13 protein-coding genes are annotated in these 14595 nt (G+C 71.4%); 6 read left to right on the forward strand and 7 right to left on the reverse strand.

The genetic code is table 11. The features are described from left to right. The first annotated feature begins 146 nt into the window (after nt 1-146). The gene (locus ACZ7L7_RS13420) at nt 147-755 is read left to right on the forward strand and encodes a DUF2867 domain-containing protein (protein WP_285516717.1); all 609 of its coding nucleotides are present in this window, start codon (nt 147-149) and stop codon (nt 753-755) included. Nucleotides 756-759: 4 nt separating this feature from the next. Here ACZ7L7_RS13420 and ACZ7L7_RS13425 read toward each other — a convergent pair whose 3' ends face one another. After that, nucleotides 760-1539, reverse strand: a complete 780-nt coding sequence (locus ACZ7L7_RS13425) for an NAD(P)H-dependent oxidoreductase (RefSeq protein WP_472075840.1) — start codon at nt 1537-1539, stop codon at nt 760-762. Between the two features lie 143 nt (nt 1540-1682). Here ACZ7L7_RS13425 and ACZ7L7_RS13430 point away from each other — a divergent pair, with 143 nt between their 5' ends. Together ACZ7L7_RS13430 and ACZ7L7_RS13435 are read left to right on the forward strand one after the other, a co-directional pair. Beyond that, entirely contained in the window at nt 1683-2555 is an 873-nt protein-coding gene (locus ACZ7L7_RS13430; RefSeq protein WP_472075842.1) for a helix-turn-helix transcriptional regulator, read from the forward strand. A 22-nt stretch (nt 2556-2577) separates the two neighbouring features. Beyond that, the gene (locus ACZ7L7_RS13435) at nt 2578-2988 is read left to right on the forward strand and encodes a hypothetical protein (protein WP_285516714.1); all 411 of its coding nucleotides are present in this window, start codon (nt 2578-2580) and stop codon (nt 2986-2988) included. Here the strand turns inward: ACZ7L7_RS13435 and ACZ7L7_RS13440 are convergent. Together ACZ7L7_RS13440 and ACZ7L7_RS13445 are read right to left on the reverse strand one after the other, a co-directional pair. After that, nucleotides 2976-4400 carry a family 43 glycosylhydrolase gene (locus ACZ7L7_RS13440; RefSeq protein ID WP_285516751.1) on the reverse strand — a complete coding sequence of 475 codons (1425 nt, stop codon included), beginning with the start codon at nt 4398-4400 and terminating at the stop codon, nt 2976-2978. The two genes, ACZ7L7_RS13435 and ACZ7L7_RS13440, sit on opposite strands and share 13 nt — an antisense overlap. A gap of 198 nt (nt 4401-4598) precedes the next feature. Beyond that, a complete protein-coding gene (locus ACZ7L7_RS13445; protein WP_453601411.1) occupies nt 4599-5903 on the reverse strand; it encodes a M28 family metallopeptidase in 1305 nt (434 codons plus the stop codon). 327 nt (nt 5904-6230) lie between these two features. On the opposite strand from ACZ7L7_RS13445, the gene ACZ7L7_RS13450 reads away from it, so the two are divergent. From ACZ7L7_RS13450 to ACZ7L7_RS13460, 3 genes are all read left to right on the forward strand, one after another. Then, nucleotides 6231-6638: a hypothetical protein gene (locus ACZ7L7_RS13450; protein ID WP_285516712.1), complete on the forward strand. Its 408-nt coding sequence runs from the start codon at nt 6231-6233 to the stop codon at nt 6636-6638. 109 nt (nt 6639-6747) lie between these two features. Then, nucleotides 6748-8862, forward strand: a complete 2115-nt coding sequence (locus ACZ7L7_RS13455; protein ID WP_453601414.1) for a DUF4139 domain-containing protein — start codon at nt 6748-6750, stop codon at nt 8860-8862. Nucleotides 8863-8870: 8 nt separating this feature from the next. Continuing rightward, entirely contained in the window at nt 8871-10430 is a 1560-nt protein-coding gene (locus tag ACZ7L7_RS13460) for a mucoidy inhibitor MuiA family protein (RefSeq protein WP_472075844.1), read from the forward strand. Nucleotides 10431-10442: 12 nt separating this feature from the next. Here the strand turns inward: ACZ7L7_RS13460 and ACZ7L7_RS13465 are convergent, their stop codons facing one another. The 4 genes from ACZ7L7_RS13465 to ACZ7L7_RS13480 form a co-directional block, all read right to left on the reverse strand. Then, nucleotides 10443-10895 carry an SsgA family sporulation/cell division regulator gene (locus ACZ7L7_RS13465; RefSeq protein ID WP_472075846.1) on the reverse strand — a complete coding sequence of 151 codons (453 nt, stop codon included), beginning with the start codon at nt 10893-10895 and terminating at the stop codon, nt 10443-10445. A gap of 65 nt (nt 10896-10960) precedes the next feature. Beyond that, the gene (locus ACZ7L7_RS13470) at nt 10961-11944 is read right to left on the reverse strand and encodes a hypothetical protein (protein ID WP_472075848.1); all 984 of its coding nucleotides are present in this window, start codon (nt 11942-11944) and stop codon (nt 10961-10963) included. 160 nt (nt 11945-12104) lie between these two features. Continuing rightward, nucleotides 12105-13823 (reverse strand): acyl-CoA dehydrogenase family protein, encoded by a 1719-nt coding sequence (locus ACZ7L7_RS13475; protein WP_285512459.1) that lies wholly within the window; start codon nt 13821-13823, stop codon nt 12105-12107. A 57-nt stretch (nt 13824-13880) separates the two neighbouring features. Then, on the reverse strand, nt 13881-14447 hold the full coding sequence (locus ACZ7L7_RS13480; RefSeq protein ID WP_472075850.1) for a PadR family transcriptional regulator: 567 nt from the start codon (nt 14445-14447) through the stop codon (nt 13881-13883). Between the last annotated feature and the right edge of the window lie 148 nt (nt 14448-14595).

Genomic DNA, 14595 nt, shown 5'->3' on the forward strand with positions numbered 1-14595 from the left:
GGGTAACGGCGTCGGCGACGATCAGGGATGTCGAAGCGTCCACACCCGGAGCCCCGCATGTCCAGCCGTATCCCGCACCACGCCCACGGTTGCGGGCATCTCCCCCAGCAGCGATCCGTACGGCACCGTACGGACAGGAGCCGGCAATGAGTGAACTGCGCCTTCCACCCCGCGAGCACACCTCACGCCCCTGGCGGATTCACGAGATCGCCCATGACTTCCGGCTGGAGGATGTGTGGGTGCTGCCGACGCCGGGCGGCCCGGACGATCTGCGCCACCTGGTGGAGCAGATGGCCAACGGCAGGGGTGGTCCGGACGGTGGCAGCCGGCTGGGCCGGTTCCTGTTCGCCGTGCGCTGGAAGCTCGGCGCGCTGCTCGGCTGGGACAAGCCCGGCTCGGGCGTCGGCGGCCGGGTGGCCTCGCTGCGGGACCGCCTGCCGGACGACCTGCGTGAGGGCGACCGGGGGCCGGTACTCGCCGCGGCGCCCTTCACGTCCGTCTTCCAGACCCACGACGAGTGGGCCGCCGAGTGCGCCAACAGGACCATGCACGGGGTCCTGCACGTCGGCTGGGTGCCCGACGGCGACGGCGGCTACCGGGGGCAGATGGCGGTGCTGGTCAAGCCCAACGGCCGCTTCGGGGAGCTGTACATGCTGGGCATCAAGCCGTTCCGGTACCTGGGGGTGTACCCGGCCCTGCTGCGGACCATCGGGCAGGAATGGCGCGCCAACGCGGCGAGCCGTGCGGCCAGTTGAGCTGTCAGCGGCGCACGTGCAGCCCGAACCCCGTGCGGCCCTCGGGCTCCAATCCTTCCTTCAGTTGCAGCGAGGGGATCTCGTAGTCGCCGTGGTTCTGCCGCCGGAACGGGATCGGCTCGGTCGATTCCAGGGTGAGCAGGCGCTGTTCCCACGCCTTGGCGATGTCCGGGTAGTCGTCGGCGGTGGTGCGGTCGGCGCTGTGCACGACGAACGGCGGCAGGACCTCCATACCGGGGTAGAACAGGACACCGTGGTGGATCGGGAACAGCAGGTCCTCGACAGGGCCGTTGATGCCGCGCGGGGAGTAGTGCGACTCCGGGCCGCCGACGGTCACCGACAGCAGGGCCCTGCGGCCCGCGAGGGTGCCCTCGCCGAAGCGCTCGCCGTACCTGCTGTCGCTGTGCTCGCCGACGCCGTACGCGAAGTGGTAGGTGAACACCCGGTCCACCCAGCCCTTGAGGATCGCGGGCATCGAGTACCACCACAGCGGGAACTGGAGGATGACGGTGTCCGCCCACAGCAGCTTCTCCTGCTCGGCGCGGACGTCGGCGGTGAGTTCCCCGGCGTCGAAGGCCCGGCCCGAGTCCGCGGCGACCTTCAACGGGCTTGAGGCGTGCGGGCCGTAGTCCGCGGCGTCCACGACCGCCTTCCAGTCCATCGCGTACAGATCACTCACCCGTACCTCGTGCCCGGCGCCGCGCAGTGTGGTCACCGCGAGGTCCTTCAACGCGCCGTTGAGCGAGCGCGGCTCGGGGTGGGCGTGGACGATCAGGGTCTTCATGGGAACTCCTTCGGATCGGAGGGGCGGTTCCGATCCTGGGCGCCGCGGCGCCCGGCGTTCAGGGGCTCCGCTTCCCACGGACGGGAGTTCCTGGTACTGGCAGGGCCACCTTCCCGCCCTTCCGGCCGGGCAATACTGGAGGCATGGACGATCTCGCGAGCTTCCTGCGGATCCGGCGGGCCCGGGTCGACCCGGCCGCCGTCGGTATCCCCACCGACAGCCCGCGGCGGGTGACGGGGCTGCGGCGCGAGGAGGTCGCCCACCTGTCCGGGGTCAGCGTCGACTACTACGTACGCCTGGAGCAGGGCCGCGCGACCCAGCCCTCCGATCAGGTGCTCGACGCGCTGGCCCGCGTCCTCGCCCTCGACCCCGTCGAACGCGAGCACCTCAGCCGGCTCGCCTGCCAGCGCCGCCGTCCCGCGAGGTCGCCGGGCGGACGTGTGCGTCCGGAACTGCTCCGCACCATCGAACTGGTCAAGGACGCCCCCGCGTTGATCGTCGGTCACCGCCTGGACGTCCTCGCCGGAAACCGGCTCGCCGATCTCCTGTACGGCCGGCCCGTGCCGGGCCTGAACACGGCCCGGCACATCTTCCTGGAGGAGGCCGGGCGGGGCCTGTACGCGGACTGGGACACGTGCACCCTCGACGTGGTCGGCCACCTGCGCCTGGCGGCGGGCAAGTACCCCGACGACCCGCGACTGGCCTCCCTCATCGGCGAGTTGGCGATGGGCAGCGAGCGGTTCCGCCGCCTGTGGGCCCGCGCCGACGTCCGCGCCCGCACCCACGGCCGCAAGGCGTACCGTCACCCGCTGGTCGGCCTGCTGGAACTCCACCAGGAGAACTTCGCCCTGCCGGACGACTCGGGCATGGAGCTGCTCGTCCTGTCCGCGAGTCCCGGCAGCCGCACGGAGGACGGCCTGCGCCTGCTGGCGAGCCTGGACGCAACCGCCCGCACCGCGCCCGCCGAGCGGAGTGGCGTACGTCCGGCGTCGGGCGGAGAATTTACACAGGACTGACGTCCAGTCCCGCGGAGGAGCCATGACGGATCCGCGAACGATCCTGTGGCAGGCGCGCCGGGGTCCCGTACCGGCGGACTGGCATGTGTTCACCAAACGCCGGAACAGGCTGACCGGCCTCTTCCGCGGGACCTCGGACGATCCGGACCCCCTGCTGGTGATCACGCCGGACGGCGCCGTCGAGTACATCAACGAGAGCAAGCCGCTGGCGATCGTCGACTTCCAGGACGTGGCCGAGGTGAGCCTGCGTGTGGCCACCACCGATTCGTCCATGTTCGTCAACACCTGGCTGGACCTTCGCTACCGGGACGGGCGCAAGGGCAAGTGGCGCTCCTCCGGCTTCGTCAACAGGATCGAGGCCGTCCAGGGTTTCATCGAGGCGTACGGCGCCCACAAGTGCCTGCACGGGCACGAGCGCGCTCACTGGGCGTAGAAGGTCGCGTCCGCCCGGTCCGTCGAAGTGCTCACTGTCCGGACGTGCAGCAGGTAGTCGTAGTGGCGGATGTAGCGGCCCGGGTAGTTGTACGACTCGTAGGAGACGCCCGCCGGGTCCGCGAGGCCCGCGCCGGCGGTGAAGGTGGCGTCGGCGCGGAACTGGGCTGTGCCGTCGTTCTTCTCCACCCACAGCTCGAAGTTCTTGTGGCGCAGGTAGTAGCCGGGGAAGTTGGCCGACTCCAGGGAGACCGTGCCGGTGCCGGTCAGGCCGGGGACCGTGCGGAACTGGGAGTCCGCCAGAGGGGAGATGTCGCTCGGGTCGAGCCGGGCGCGGTACTCCCAGTGGCGGATGAACCGGTCGGGGTAGTTGTAGGAGGACAGGCGGACGGGGGTGGGTCCGTCGGCGACGGGGATGCCGAAGTCGGGGGTGCCGTCGGCCCTCCAGTAGATCTTCTGGACGCGGGTACGGCGGTTGGGGTCGTTGAGGGGATCGCCGCTGATGTCGCGGTAGCCGCGGTCGTGGTAGACGAGGATGTCCGACCTGCCGTCCTCGGAGACCGTGAACTGGTTGTGGCCGGGGCCGTATTGGCTCGTGGCGGCGTTGCCGGCGAACACGGGTGTGGGGGTCTTCGCCCACGACGACGGGTTCAGCAGATCGGCGTTGGCCGAGGCGGTCAGCAGGCCCATGCAGTAGTTGGCGTCCGTGGCGCTGGCGGAGAAGGTCAGGAAGACCTTGCCGCCCCGCTGGATCACGGCCGGGCCCTCGTTGACCCGGTGGCCGACGGTCTCCCAGGAGGCGGTGGGCGTACTGATCCGGACCGGAGTGCCCGTGATGGTCCAGGGGTTGGCCATCCTCGCCAGGTAGAGGCTGGTGCCGCTGCCGACGGCCGGGTCGTTCTGGGCCCAGCACAGGTAGCGGGCGCCGTTGACCACGAACGTGGTCGCGTCCAGCGAGAAGGTGTCCAGCGGCAGGGCGATGCGGCCCTTCTCCGTCCAGGTGCCCGTGAGCGGGTCGGCGGCGGCGCACTCCAGGACGTAGGGCCGGATGCGCCAGATGTCGTCCGTGGCGCCCGCGGCGAAGTAGAGGTACCACTTGCCATCGATGAAGTGGATCTCCGGCGCCCAGATGTGGGCGCCCATCTCGCCGCTGGAGTGCTTGGTCCAGATCGTGGTCTCGGCGGCCGACGCGAGCCCCTGGATGGTGGTGGCGCGGCGCAGCACGATGCGGTCGTACGCCGGGACCGTGGCGGTGAAGTAGTAGTGGCCGTCCGTGTGCTTGAGGATGTGCGGGTCCGCGCGCTGCTCGGCGAGGGTGTTGGTGTAGGTGACGGCCGGGGACGCGGGTGCGGCGGCGTGGGCGGTGCCCGCCGTGGCGCCGGTGAGGGTGGCGGCGGCCGAGCCGGCCATCATGCCGAGGACGGTTCTGCGGCCGAGCACTGGTCCCACAAGCCCACTCCGTTCGATATATCGAATACCATTCGCACGCTCGACCGGACGATAGGGAGTCCCACACGCGACAGTCAACGCTTCCGACAGCGAAGTGCCCGGGCGAGCACGCCGGTTGGGCGTGCGCACCCGGGCGAAAGGGGCATCAGGGCGACGGATGCATCAGGGGAACGTCAGCTTGAAGCTGTTGATGTAGCCGGTGTCGTACCTCGCCCGGTCCTGCACCCGCAGGCTCCAGGTGCCGTTGGCGGTCTCCGACGACGCGTTGACCGTGTACGTCGCCTTGACGTTGTCGGCGGAGTCGGAGGACGAGTACGGCTTCAGGTTGTACACGGTGCCGTCGGGGGCGACCAGGTCGACGACGAGGTCGCCGCGCCAGGTGTGCACGATGTCCACGCCGACGGCGAGGTCACTGGGCGCGTTTCCGGGGATGCCGGTGACGTTGACGGAGGAGGTCACCGCGGCGCCGTAGTCCGGGATGGTGACATCGGCGGTGTTCTCGAAGACCGTGCCGGTCGGCGGGTTGGTGGTGCCGGAGGACAGGGCCCAGATCGCGTGGGCGATGGCGTCGCTGTTGCGGTCCAGGGCGGTGTCGTTGATGTTCGAGGTCGTGTCGCACGACGAGTGGTAGCAGCGGTCGAAGGAGGTGGTGGTGCCGCCCCACTTCTGCACCTGCGCGGAGGTCTTGGTGCGGCTGGCGCCGGTGAACAGGCCGCCGACCGGTATGCCGACGTTCTTGAAGGAGGCATGGTCGGAGCGGCCGTCGCCCTCGGTCTCGATCTCGGTGGGGACGCCGAGTCCGGCGAAGTAGTTCTTGAAGGTCTGCTCGATCGCCGGGTCGTCGTCGTAGACGAAGTAGCCCGGGTTGGGCGAGCCGATCATGTCGAAGTTCAGGTAGGCGCTGATCTTCGCGCGTTCGGCGGAGGGCAGGTTGTTCACGTAGTACCGGGAGCCCACGAGCCCCAGTTCCTCGGCTCCCCACCAGGCGAACCTGAGGTGCTTGTCGGGCTGGTAGCCGACCCGCGCGACGGCCAGCGCGTTCTCCAGGACCGCGGCCGAGCCGGATCCGTTGTCGTTGATGCCGGGCCCGGAGGTCACCGAGTCCAGGTGCGAGCCGGCCATGACGACCTGGTCGGGGTCGCCGCCGGGCCAGTCGGCGATCAGGTTGTAGCCGGTGGCGCCGCTTGAGGTGAACTGCTGAATGGTCGTGGTGTAGCCGACGGCGTCCAGCTTCGCCTTCACGAAGTCGAGGGACGCCCGGTACCCGGCCCTGCCGTGGGCGCGGTTGCCGCCGTTGGCGGTGGCGATGGACTGCAGGTCGGCGAGGTGCTGCTTGACGTTGGCGACGGGGATGTCGGGTGCGGCGGCGGCCTGTTGGGCGGAGGCCGTCGGTACGGCCCCGGCGAGCAGCCCGGCAAGGGCGGCTCCGGCCACGATCAGGGCACGCTGACGAGCGGAGTGTCTCATGTGGGGGCTCCGTGATTCCGAACTGAGGATGGGTTGCGGAACGAGCGAAACGTCCCGCTGCGTTGGTGACGCGGGACGCTGGAGCTGTGAGAGGGCTGTGCCAGGTGCGGCGATGCGAGTTGAATGTTCGGTGAATGTTGACTCACCGTCAAGAGCACGTCGTACGGCGGAAGTTGACGCCTGAAGGCGGTAGCGAAAATTCCGCTGTCGGCCGTTGTGCCCGTTACCGGGATGGATAACGGAAAGTAACAGTACGGACACACCCCTACACCTGTGTGGCGGAGCGGCGCGAAGATACCCGTCCCGCACTCCGCTCAAGGGGGGATCATGCGCATTCACACTCCCGCTGTCGCCGCCGTCGCGCTCGTCTGCGCGCTCACGGCCTGCTCCAACACCGCCGAACAACCGAGCTCCACACCCGAAACCACCCCGAAGGAGGTCTCCCAGAAGGACCGCGACGAAGCCCGGGCCGCCGCCGGCATTCCGCCCGAGCCGACCGGCGCGGACCGCAAGGCACTCCTCGACGCCCTGGAATCGGCCGCGCCGGACGTCGTGCGCTACGAGGACGAGGCGATCGCGGCCGCCCGCGACCAGTGCTCGGCCATCAATGGCGAGGCGGGCATGCTCGACTACCTCGCCGCGCGGCGTTTCTCGTACAAGGACGTCACCACCACGGAGGAGCAGGCGGCGGAAATCAACGAAGCGTTGAAGGCCTTGGGCTTCTGCGACCTCTGATCCGTGCTTCCCCTCCTGGCCCGGGGGAGCCAGGAGGGATCTTGCCCGGCGACCGCGTCGCGGCCGCTAGGCTTCGGCCGGCACGGGCATCATGACGGGGGTGAGACTCATGAACTCCGGGAAGACACCGCGATGGGCATCGGCCCTGGACGCCGTCGTGGTGTACGCACAGGGCGCGATGTGCACGCGCCGGGCGACGGGCTCGGTACCGCCGACGGGGCGGGTACGGGTCACCGGACTGCCGCGCACGATGGACGCGGCGTCCCTGCGCGCCCGCGTGATCGGCGACAGCGCCGTACGCGTCACCGAAGTACGCGTGGCCGTGGAGGCCGAGCCGTCCGCCGACGAACCCGCCGCCGACCTGCGCGCGGAGGTCGAGCGCCTCGGCGACGCCTGCGCCGCGCTCCAGGACCGCCGCGACCGCGTGCTCGCGCGCATCAAGGAGGTCGCCGCCCTGCGTCCGGTCCCGCCGCCGCGCAAGCGCGAGGACCCGCACCGGCGCACGCCGGCCGAGGCGTGGCTGGCCCTCGCCGACTTCGTGGACGAGCGCCTTGCGGCCCTGCACGCCCGCCTCGCCGAGGTGGAGGCCGAGCTGCGCCGCACCCAGCTCGAACTCGACGTCGCCACCGACCGCTTGGTCCGCAGCTCAACCGACGCCCCGGACCGCCACGTCGACACCACCGTCAGCGCCCTCCTCACCCTCGACGGGCCGCGGGAAGAGGTGGAACTGGAGCTGGAGTACGGCGTTCCCGGCGCCGTATGGGTACCGGCCTACCGCCTGGCCTACCGGCAGAACGCCGACTCGGGCAGCCTGGTGCTGCGGGCCTCCGTCGCGCAGCGCACCGGCGAGGACTGGAACGGCGTACGCCTCGCCGTGGCCACCGCCGACCTGCGGCGACGCACCGATCTGCCGAAGCTGCGCTCGCTGCGCATCGGCCGCCGTCAGCCCGCCCCCGCGCCGTCGGGCTGGCGGGAACCGCCCGCGGGCCTGGCGGACCTGTTCGCCGGGTACGACGCGGCGGGCCCGCCGCCACTGCCGCGTACACCGCCCCCGCCGGTCACGGTCGGGGCCGGGACCGAATTCCCGACCATGGTCGGCGGTGCCGCCGCCATGCCCCCGGTGCCGTCGGCCCCGGCGGCGTACGGCGCGCCCGTGCCCCCGCCGCCTGTATACGACGGCCCCTTCCCTCCCGCGCCCCAGCCCTTCGGCGGCGCCCCGGTCCGTCCTGCCGAGCCCGGCGGCGCCCCCGTGCAGGAGGAGGCGCTCGACCGCGCCGTGCCCGCCTTCGCGGCGCCTGCACCGCAGCAGCTCTCCCGCTCACGGGGTGCCATGCCACCGCCCCCGGGCGCCTCTGCGGCCCCGGCGCCGCCCGCCCCCGTGCCCGGCCCGCCGCGCCCCTCGCACGACGAGCTGGACTACGCGGCCCTCCAGCTCAGCGGTCCCGAGGAGTCCTCCGACCGCAGGGGCCGTCTGTTCCCCGCCACGCCCTACGATCCGGTGGCCGTCGAGTACCGCCGTCGCGCCGAGTCGGTGGCCTCGCTGCCGCTGCCCGGACATGCCGTACGGCCCCGCGAGTCGGCCGGTTCCTTCGACCACCGCTACGACGCCGACGCCCGCGCGGACATCCCCTCGGACGGCACCTGGCACACCGTCACCATCGGCGAGATCCCGGTGGGCCTGCGCACCGAATACCTGGCCGTTCCCTCCGTGGAACAGCGGGTCTACGGCACGCTCGTCCTCTCCAACGCCACCGACCAGGCCCTGCTCGCGGGGCCGGTCGAGGTCACCGTCGACGACGACTTCCTGCTGACGGCCGCGCTGCCCACGCTCGCGCCCGGCGGCGTCCGCCGGATGGGGCTCGGGCCCGCCGAGGGCATCCAGGTCACCCGGCGCACCCACCTCAACGAGTCCACGGCGGGCCTGCGCAACAACACCACCGTGCTGGACCACCGTGTGTCGGTGGAGCTGGCCAACCGGCTCGCCCGGCCCGTACGGGTCGAGGTCCGCGAACAGGTACCGGTCACCTCCGAAACCGACGTGCGGATCGAGGAGAAGGCCGACTGGGCGGTCCCCGACGAGGGCGCGGGCCCCGACCGGTACGCCCCCGGCACCCGTGTGTGGCGCGTCGAGCTGCCGCCCGGGGGCACCGCCGCCCTGGAGGGCGGTTACGAGATCCGTATCCCGGCCGCGAAGGCCCTGACCGGCGGCAACCGCAGGAGCTGAGACACACCATGGCCACGGATACGGACCTGATCCCCGCTCCGGTCACCGCCGTCACCTGCCTGGAGGACCGCGCCCAGGTCGAGCGCACCCTCGCCCTCGACCTCGCGGCCGGAACCCATCGGCTGCGCCTCGGACCGGTCAGCGCGCTGGCCGTCGACCGCACCCTGCACGCGGAGCTGACCGCCGGCCACGACGCCGCCGTCCTGGACGCCCGCCTCGTCCGCACCTGGACGCCGCGCGGCCCCGAGCCCACCGCGGACGACTCGGCGCTGCGGCTGCGCCTGCACGAACTGAAGCAGGAGCGGTTCGCGCTGGAGAAGCGGACGGACCGGCTGCGCACCCGTCTCGACCTGCTGGGCAAGCTCGCCGCCGACCTCCTGCGCGAGATCGGCGAGGGAGCCGGCCTCGGCGAGACGGAGGCGGCCCGCTGGTCCGCGGAACTCGACCGGGTGGACGACGAACGCGACACCGTCAGCGAGGAGTTGCGCACCGCCCAGGCCGGTCTCAACAGGCTCTCGACCCGCATCCAGGAGACCGAGCACGCCGTCGCACTGGCCGAGCAGGAGCCCGCCGAGCTGCTCGGTCACATCGAGCTGACCGTACGGTCCGCCGAGGCGGGGCAGGCCCGGCTGCGGCTGACCCACCTCGTGCCGTGCGCGCTGTGGCGGCCCGCCTACCGGGCCGTGCTCGACGCGGACACCGTGACGCTGGAGACGGACGCCATGGTCTGGCAGCGCACCGGCGAGGACTGGTCCGGCATCGCCCTGACGCTGTCGACGGCCCGCTCGGCCTCGGCGAACGAGCCGCCCCGCCTGGTCGAGGACCGGCTCACCCTGACCGACCGCTCCCCCGCCGAGCGGCGCACGGTCGCCGTGGAGATGCGCGAGCAGGAGATCGCCGACCTGGGCCCGGCGCCCGTGCTCGGGCTGCCCGGCGTGGACGACGGCGGCGAGACCCGGGTACTGCGCTCCCCCGCCCCCGTCTCGGTGCCCTCGGACGGTAGCGCCCACCGGCTCCCGCTCTCCTCGGCCACCATGCCCGCGCGCAGCGAGTACGCCTGCGCCCCGGAACTGTCCCCGCTGGTCACCCAGGTGGTCCGGTTCGACAACGCCTCGGGGCACGCACTGCTCGCCGGTCCCGTGGACCTGGTGCGCGGCAGCGGGTTCAGCGGACGCGGCACCCTGGACTTCACCGCTCCCGGCGGGCCCGTCGAGCTCGCCTTCGGCAGCCACGACGACTACCGGGTCGTGCGGTACGCCGAGGAGTCCCGCGACACCGCGGCCATGACCCAGCGGACCACGGTCACCCACACCGTGCGCCTGCACCTCTCCCGCTTCTCCGCCCCGGGCACAGAGGGCGAACAGGTGGTGGCGGTGCGGGAACGGATCCCCGTCTCCGAGGTCTCGGCCGTGGACGTACGGCTGCGCAAGGAGGACTGCTCCCCGCTCCCGGACACGGTCGACGAGGACAGCATCGCCCGCTGGGACATCGCCCTCCCGCCCGGCGGGCACCGCAGCATCACCCTGGTGTACGAGGTCTCCGCGAGCGGCAAGGTGAGCGGTCTGTGAATCGCGGCCCCGTCAGGCGCCGTCGACCAGGGCGCGCAGGGCGGCGTCCCAGTCGACGTCGTCCAGTTCCGTCCCCGGCGGCACCGACTCGCAGGTCCGCGCCAACCAGCCCTGGAGGTCGGCCAGGTCGATCTCGAACAGGGCCGTGGAGCCGTGATCGTGCAGCCGCAGCCGGACCACGGGGCGGCCCGTGCGGCGCACCGGCCAGATCCGCACGTCCCCGCTGCCGGTGGGCCGCCGCAGTCCGTCGCACATCAGGGTGCGGCTGATCTGCCAGGTCACGGCCCGGTCGTAGGCCGGCCGGAAGACGACGGACACGAACAGCGGATCGGCCGGGTCGTAGGAGAAGTCCACCCGCAGCGCCGCCCTGACGTCCTGGATCACCTGGTTCGCGGTCAGCGAGAGGGGCTCCGGCCGGCTGGACGCCGGAGTCCTCCCACCCGATCCGAACTGCTTACCGCTCATACGTCCTCCCACCCGTGCGCCCGCATCGCGGCACCGGGTACCCGCCTGCGCCGACTTCTTTCCCCTCAACTCCCGGAAGACGGTCTGCGCCGGTGCCTGCGGTACCACAGCCCGCCGACGACGACCGACCCCGCGGCCAGGACGAGGCCGAGGACCGGCCAGCGATGACCGGCCATGTCCAGTCCGGCGAGGAGGGTGAAGACGACCAGAAGGACCGGTACGACGAGGGACAGGACCGCGCGGAAGGTGGCCGCCAGAACCTCCGGCTCGGGTGTCGAGATCCGGCGGCGCGGGGCGATGGCGGCGGCGCTGTCGCCGAAGTAGTAGGCGAGGACCCGGGGCATCAGGCGGGCGTCGGCACGGCGGTAGGAGTTCGCCATGTACGGGAGCCAGACGAGCGGGGCGACGAACCCGACCACGAGGACCGCGCCGAGCAGGACCCAGCGCGCTGTCTGGACGAGGATCCGGCGCACCCGGCTCATGCCCGCGTAGTCGTCGCCCGGTGTGATGATCCCGAGGAGCCGGGCCATCCGGAGGGTGACCTCCCACAGGGCAGCCCAGCGTCTGAAGCGGGCGGGCGGCGGTTCGACGGTGCGCGGCATCCGGTCGAGCGCTTCCCGCGCCTGCGCGGTGTCCTCGTACGCGCCCTGGAGGACCATGAGTTCGGCGGCGCGTTCGCGGTCGTTGGGGTCCCGTCCGTCGAGGGCGGCCAGTTCCAGGATCGTCCGGGCCTGGCGGAGGATGGCCGTGCAGAACGCGACGGGGATCAGCACGATGAAGGGGCCGCCGACCAGGGCCCCTTCCGACACGACCGCACGCCTGCCGCGGGCGACCACCATGGCCCGCAGGTCCGCCTCGTCGGCGTCGGGGTGGTCGTGCCGCAGCTTCTCGATCGCGCGGGGCACGCCCTTGCCCATGTGGCGGACGGCGAAGTCGGCAAGGAGTTCGGGGAGACGGCGGGGTTCGGCGACGATCGCCGCGAGCAGCCAGCGCTCGGCGGAGCGCTCCTTGCGGGCCCCCGCCTTCTTCCTGTCCTCCCGATGACGCACATGCCGTATTTATCACGAAAAGCCGCATTACCGGCACGGTCGTCGATGCCCGTGTCATCGTTCGACGCGGCCGCGGCCCCGGACAGCGAGAACCGCGAGGCCGAGAAGCCAGGTCGGCCGTAGCGGCGAACGGTGTCCGGGGGCGGATCGTCACCGAAGCTCAGGGCGCCATCTCGTACGCCCCCGACAGCGCCTCCACGCGCTCCCACACGCGGGCCGAGCGGGCCTCGTCGATGACGGGGCGGCGTACCGCGGCGAGCGCCCAGTTCTGCTGGGCCTCGGTCGCGGAGTCCTTGCCGTGGAGTTCGACGGCGTAGGCGGAGAAGTCGCGGACGAGGACGGAGAACAGCTCGTCGAGGACGTCCTCGTCGACGTCCGTGAGGCTGGCCTGCTCCAGGATCAGCTGGCCGTGGACGACCAGGGCGAAGAGCTGGCCGACGGCGAGGAGGAGGTCGAGGTCGCGGCTCTGCTCCTCGTCGGGAGCCGCCGTGGTGACGAACTCGCACAGGGCGTCGGCCTGTTCACGCAAGCGGGCGACGTTCGGCACGTGGGCGTAGGCGTCATAGGCGGGGCGCCAGTCGTGGAAGCGGACGGAGCCGAGGCCGCGGGCCGGTCCCTGCCGGAAGAGGAAGGTGTCGTCGGCGGCGTCGAGGCGGGTCGGCACAGGCTCGAACTCGGCCGGGTTCAGCAGGTGGTTGTGCATGAACTTGAGGATCAGCGCGAGGTTGACGTGGACCGTGCCCTCCAGCTTGGGCAGCCCTCGGATCTCGACGGCGGCCTGGGCGAAGTAGGTGTCCTTCTCGAAGCCCTTGGCGGCGATGACGTCCCACATGAGGTCGATGACCTTCTCGCCCTCGGTGGTCACCTTCATCTTCGTCATCGGGTTGAAGAGGAGGTAGCGGCGGTCCTCGGGCGAGGCGACGCGGAAGTAGTCCACGGCGCGGTCGCTGAACAGCTTCATGCCGACCAGGCGGACGTAGGCGTCGGCCAGTTCGCGGCGCACGTGCGGGAAGGCGGTGACGGGGCGGCCGTAGAGGATGCGGTTCTGGGCGTGCGTGATCGCCTCGTACATCGCGTGCTCGCAGATGCCGATGGAGGCGGTGCACAGGTTGAACTTGCCGACGTTCACGGTGTTGAGGGCGGCGTCGAAGGCGGCGCGGCCAGTGTGCAGGACGTCGTCGGGGCCCACCGGGTAGTTCTCCAGGCGGAATTCGCTGACGTACTTGGAGGAGTCGACGACGTTCTTCACGAGGTGGTAGTTCTCGTGGCGGCTGTCGGCCGCGAAGAAGACGTAGCCGTCGGGGCCCTCGATGTCGGTACGGCGGCCGAAGACGGAGACGAGGCCGGCGGCGTTGCCGTTGCCGATGTAGTACTTGGAGCCCGTGGCCGTGAAGCCGCCGTCGCCGTCGGGCGTGAGCAGCATGTCGGTGGAGTAGATGTCGGCGCCGTGGGTCTTCTCGGAGAGGCCGAAGGCGAACACCTCGCCCTGGTCGAGGAGTTCGGCGGCGCGGGCGCGGGCGGCGGCGTTGTCGCTCTGCCAGACCGGGCCGAGACCGAGGATGGTCACCTGCCAGGCGTACCAGTAGTCGAGCCCGTAGAAGCCGAAGATCTCGTTCAGGGCGGCGATCCGGGCCGTGTCCCAGCGCTGCTCCTTGTTGCTCGCTGCCGAGCCGGGCGTGAGGAAGGTGGCGAAGAGGCCTTCCTTGGCGGCGAAGGCCAGGAAGTCGCCCAGCCAGGCGCGGGAGCGGTAGTCCTCGACGATCCTGCGCTTGCCGCGCTCCTCGAACCAGTCGACGGTGGCGCGCAGCAGCCTGCGGGTCTCGGGGTCGAAGTGCGCCGGGTCGTACGTACGCGGGTTGAACAGGAGCGGGTCGGTCATGGAGGTCCGCCTTCCGAGGGGTGAGGGTGAACGGTCGGAATGGAAGTGCCGGTGGGCTCAGTCGCGCGGCTGTGCGCCGCTGAGCCGGTGGAGCGTGGTGAGTACGTCGTCGAGCCAGGCGATCGTCATCCGCTCGTACGCGATGCCGCCGCGCAGCACCACGTGCTGGAGCTCCTGGCCTGCGTCGAGCGGGCTGGGGGCGGTCGGGCCGGTGAAGTCCCGCTGTTCGCCCGCGAGATAGTGGGCGAGCCGGTCGCGGTGCGCCCGGCGGTGCCGTTCGACCTCGCGGATCAGCGCGGACGGATCGTCGAAGGCCGCGCCGCGGATCTTCACGGCGAGTTCGTGCCGGATGCTCTCCGGTTCGATCGGCTCGTGCAGCCACTGGGCGAGGGCGGCGCGGCCGGCGTCCACGACGGAGTACACCTTCTTGTCCGGCCTGCTCTGCTGCGGCTCCCCGCGGACGGCGAGCAGCCCGTCGCTCTCCATGCGCTTGAGGACGCGGTAGATCTGCTGGTGGGTCGCGGTCCAGAAGTACCCGATGGACCGGTCGAAGCGCCGGGCCAGCTCATAGCCGGTACCGGGCTGCTCCAGCAGGGAGACGAGGATCGCGTGCTCAAGCGCCATGCCTCGATCTTGATATGCAACTCGTTGCATAGCCAAGTCCCCTCGGCCCGGTGAGACGCGGTTCACTCACGGGCGGGGCTTCGGGTTACCCCCACCCCGGACTCGCCAGCAGCCACCATGGCCCGCCGCCGCCCCCGCTCCGTAGCGT

The sequence above is a fragment of the Streptomyces sp. NPDC110618 genome (assembly GCF_055657065.1).

Bases quoted from the DNA above. Each gene is read 5' to 3' on its own strand.
- ACZ7L7_RS13420 (WP_285516717.1), top strand. From the start codon at position 147: ATGAGTGAACTGCGCCTTCCACCCCGCGAGCACACCTCACGCCCCTGG.
- ACZ7L7_RS13425 (WP_472075840.1), bottom strand. From the start codon at position 1,539: ATGAAGACCCTGATCGTCCACGCCCACCCCGAGCCGCGCTCGCTCAAC.
- ACZ7L7_RS13430 (WP_472075842.1), top strand. From the start codon at position 1,683: ATGGACGATCTCGCGAGCTTCCTGCGGATCCGGCGGGCCCGGGTCGAC.
- ACZ7L7_RS13435 (WP_285516714.1), top strand. From the start codon at position 2,578: ATGACGGATCCGCGAACGATCCTGTGGCAGGCGCGCCGGGGTCCCGTA.
- ACZ7L7_RS13440 (WP_285516751.1), bottom strand. From the start codon at position 4,400: ATGATGGCCGGCTCGGCCGCCGCCACCCTCACCGGCGCCACGGCGGGC.
- ACZ7L7_RS13445 (WP_453601411.1), bottom strand. From the start codon at position 5,903: ATGAGACACTCCGCTCGTCAGCGTGCCCTGATCGTGGCCGGAGCCGCC.
- ACZ7L7_RS13450 (WP_285516712.1), top strand. From the start codon at position 6,231: ATGCGCATTCACACTCCCGCTGTCGCCGCCGTCGCGCTCGTCTGCGCG.
- ACZ7L7_RS13455 (WP_453601414.1), top strand. From the start codon at position 6,748: ATGAACTCCGGGAAGACACCGCGATGGGCATCGGCCCTGGACGCCGTC.
- ACZ7L7_RS13460 (WP_472075844.1), top strand. From the start codon at position 8,871: ATGGCCACGGATACGGACCTGATCCCCGCTCCGGTCACCGCCGTCACC.
- ACZ7L7_RS13465 (WP_472075846.1), bottom strand. From the start codon at position 10,895: ATGAGCGGTAAGCAGTTCGGATCGGGTGGGAGGACTCCGGCGTCCAGC.
- ACZ7L7_RS13475 (WP_285512459.1), bottom strand. From the start codon at position 13,823: ATGACCGACCCGCTCCTGTTCAACCCGCGTACGTACGACCCGGCGCAC.
- ACZ7L7_RS13480 (WP_472075850.1), bottom strand. From the start codon at position 14,447: ATGGCGCTTGAGCACGCGATCCTCGTCTCCCTGCTGGAGCAGCCCGGT.